This is a genomic window from Aeromicrobium sp. (assembly GCF_014378035.1).
GTDB lineage: Bacteria > Actinomycetota > Actinomycetes > Propionibacteriales > Nocardioidaceae > Aeromicrobium.
In genome coordinates, this window is the sequence record NZ_JACMOM010000042.1 from 1 (window position 1) to 3507 (window position 3507).

3 protein-coding genes and 1 pseudogene are annotated in these 3507 nt (G+C 65.5%); all 4 read left to right on the forward strand.

Annotated features, from left to right (window positions below; all coding sequences use genetic code 11):
* Positions 1-245, forward strand: a pseudogene (locus H7290_RS02525) (methionine ABC transporter ATP-binding protein); the annotation flags it as partial.
* A 347-nt stretch (positions 246-592) separates the two neighbouring features.
* A complete protein-coding gene (locus H7290_RS02530; RefSeq protein WP_290512442.1) occupies positions 593-1516 on the forward strand; it encodes a hypothetical protein in 924 nt (307 codons plus the stop codon).
* A gap of 273 nt (positions 1517-1789) precedes the next feature.
* Positions 1790-2653, forward strand: a complete 864-nt coding sequence (locus H7290_RS02535) for a hypothetical protein (protein WP_290512443.1) — start codon at positions 1790-1792, stop codon at positions 2651-2653.
* A 318-nt stretch (positions 2654-2971) separates the two neighbouring features.
* Positions 2972-3507 (forward strand): DUF222 domain-containing protein (locus H7290_RS02540; protein ID WP_290512444.1); only part of this gene is annotated, 536 nt, incomplete at its 3' end.

Below are 3507 nucleotides of genomic sequence, written 5' to 3' on the forward strand. Positions count from 1 at the left end.
GGGCACGCCGCGTGCTCGTGGTCGACCTGGCCACCTCGACACGCGACCTGGTCGGGATCGATGAGACCGAGCACCTCGGCAGCGAGGGCGGCGGCCTGCGCCAGCGGCTGGCCTTCGACCCCGAACGCACCACCGCGGCCAGAGTGCTCGCCGCGGTCTCCGAGCAGGTAGAGGTGCTCGACTTGACCGTCGACGAGCCCGACGTCGAGGACGTCGTACGACGGGTCTACGCGGCGCGCCGGTAGCCGCAGGACACTCTGCCGAGAGTCGGGCGCGCTGGCCGCCCTCGCGCATGGCGGCAGCGACGGTCGACAAAGGACGAGATCCTTTGTCGTGCCCCAGTCTGAAGACGTGGCTGCATTCTCAGTTGCACACGAGTCCTGCTGGGCCGATCATCTCGGCATGCGCGTTCTGTGGTTGTTCGGACCCCCCGGAGTGGGGAAATCAACAACCGCATGGGAGGCACTGAACGCTCTCAGCCGTGATGGCGCGGAGACTGCATACGTCGATATCGATCAACTCGGCATGGTCTACCCCGCACCGGACAACGACCCGTACGCGGAGCGCCTCGCCTGGTTATGCGCTGGCAGCAGTGGCCGGTGAGTACGAGCGACAAGGCGCCGAGTGGCTGGTCGTCTCCGGAGTCTTGAACCCCGACATCATGCCGTTCTACATCGACCTCATGGCCCCCTTCCAACTATCCATGGTCCGCCTCACCGTTGACCTGACAGAACTCAAAGCGCGGATGGACGCACGCGGCGTTGACAACGCAGGATGGGAAGAGGTCCTGGAAGACGTGCAGGCATACGAAGCCGCGAACTCGGAGACTCCGGTGGTCGTTGCGGCCGGTGTGCCACCGAACGAGATTGCTCGCAGGGTAATCGCAGCAGCCACAGTTGCTCGACACACCGAGGACAACCGACGAGGGGCCGGTGACGAGCAGGAGCCGAAGCCGGGAATCAGGCCATCTGGAGACGCCATTCTTATCGGCGGCACCCCCGGCGTCGGCAAGTCGAGCGTCGCTTGGACCGCATTCATGACCCTCCGTGATCACGGCACACGAACAGCATTTATTGACCTGCGCCAGATCGGCTTCCTCGGGCGCGATGGCGGGCCGGTCAATCATGAACTGCAAGCCGCAACACTCGCCGCCCTATGGCCCGTCCACTTTGCCGCGGGGGCGCACCTGCTCCTACTCAACGGCCCCGTAGACAGTGCCGACCAAGCAGATATTTACAGGTCCGCTCTTCGCGAGACTCGTCTGACGTGGTTTCGGCTCATCGCAACTGAGTCGGCGCTTACAACACGAATCCGAGGTCGGCGCAAGGGTCGGAACACTGCCCGTCTCGCCGGAGACACCCTGAGTGACCTTGACGACGCCGCCGCATACCGCGTCGCTAGGGAATCCTTTGAAGCGCAGCAACGCGCACAGTCGCACTCAGATTCGCCGGCCCCTGATACCAGCCACCTGTCGGTGCACGCCGTGGCAGAGCAGGTCTTACGAGGAGTGCGCTGAGAGCCGACCCGCGGGGGCAGCGGAACTGAAAGAACGCCCGATCATGGCCAGTGCGATGTCGTGCCGATGAGCGGACTGTCGACCGAACGCTCGAACCGCACTCGACTCGACTATCGGCATGGTTGTGTGGTGTCTAGAGATGAGGCGACTGTGAAGGGATGGCGTCCATGTCGGACAGCACGTTGGACTTTGGCCTAAGGCCTTCCTCGCCCCGGTACCCCTGTCGATCGATCGCCGCTCGCAGTTCGCTGATCGCTGAATCGCTGATCGCTCATGTATGAACGCCCTGACGTCGTCGACGACACGACGGTGCTCGCTGCAGTCCGCGAATGGTGGAAGGTGGACGTGGACGCGATTACCTACCTCCCAGTCGGCTTCGGTGGTCACCACTGGTGCGCGTCATGGCGGGGCGAGCCCCGGCTGTTCGTGACGCTCGAGGGCCTCGGCTTCCGTCACGACCTCACGTCACTGGGAGCGACCTACGGCGCCGCCGCGGCACTTGGGTTCGCTTTCGCGAACGCGAACCTCGAGCCATGGGTGGTGCCTCTCGTGGGGCATGCACTGAGCGTCACACCGTGGCTCGATGGCGTTCGACCAGCCATCCTCGACGTCGTAGCAACCACTGCAATGCTCGACTCCCTCCATGCCGTAACCCCGCCACCGGGTCTGCGCCGGTGGGCTCCCCTCGTCGATTCCGACCTGGCCGATCGCCTCACCGACGCCGTAAGGCGGCCGTGGGGCGCTGGTCCATTTGGCGAACGGGCTCGGGCCGCGATTGCAGGACGACTGGACGAGATCGAAGGTTGGGTAGCGGAGTACCACCGGCTGGCTGACGTGGCCCGCTCTCGCCCGTGGGTCACGACGCACGGCCAGCCAGGCATTCACAATCAGTTGCTGACCTCGGACGGCCTACGCCTCGTCGACTGGGAGTCCCTCATGCTGGCTCCCGCCGAGCGCGACCTGCGAACCGTGGGCGTCGGCAACGACACGATGGTCGATATGTTCGCGCTTGAGTGGCGGCTCGACGAGGTCAACATCGGTGCCACCTGGTTGCAGGCCCCGCACGGGGGAACGGCCGATGACCGCGAGACCCTCGAAAACCTTCGAGAGGAACTCGGCCTGCCACGTCGGGCGTGAAACTCAACAAGTCGGCATGGTCGAGGAACTCGACCGTCGGGCGGGCCCTAGTCCCAAGCCGAGCAAATCGGAACGCACTCATCTGCCGCGGACAGCGCGTTTGGGGCCCGACTTTCCACCGCGAATGACCCTGTGGAATGGGTTGCTGTTCCACTGGGCACATGTTCTAATAGATGTAGCACGCGGCTCAGGTCGCACCGATGCAGGAGTCCTCCGGGTGTGCTGCCGGGGCTCGTCATTCTGTGACGCCTTGCATCAAGGTCCTTGATAAGTCCCGTGGAGAGATACCCGGGCGCAGCTCGACTGCAAGGCACCCTGATGCTCTGCCCCGTTAGTTCCACCCCGGCTGCGGTGATCGGTTGCGCTGATGCGCAGCTGGCCCCGCTGGGTGGGCGATTGTGGGCAGCGGTCTCGGACGCGGACCTGGTCGAGGGCCTGGGTGCGTTGATCGAGGTCGAGGCGCACCTCGCCGCGCTCCAGGCGCGGTTGCTCGGTGAGATCGCGACACGTGACCTGGCCCGCAAGAAGCTGGCGTGGGCCTCGACCGGTGAGTGGTACGCCCACACCGCCGGGATCACCCGTGGCGCCGCACACCGCGCCGTGGTCCACGCCCAACTCTTGGTCGGTGAGCGGGAGGCCACCCTGGCCGCGCTGGAAGCCGGCCACGTCTCCGGCGTCCAGGCCGGGGTGATCTGTGCGGCGATCGACCAGCTCCCCACCAACCCCACCCTGCGAGCTGATGCGGAAGAACGGTTGCTCGTCGAGGCCGCCCACCTCGATGCGACCCAGCTCACCGCCGCCGGGAAACGGATCCTGACGGTCATCGACCCCGACCGCGACGAGCGCAGAGCCGA

Coding starts and splice junctions, on each gene's coding strand:
- H7290_RS02535 (WP_290512443.1), top strand. CDS start 1,790: ATGTATGAACGCCCTGACGTCGTCGACGACACGACGGTGCTCGCTGCA.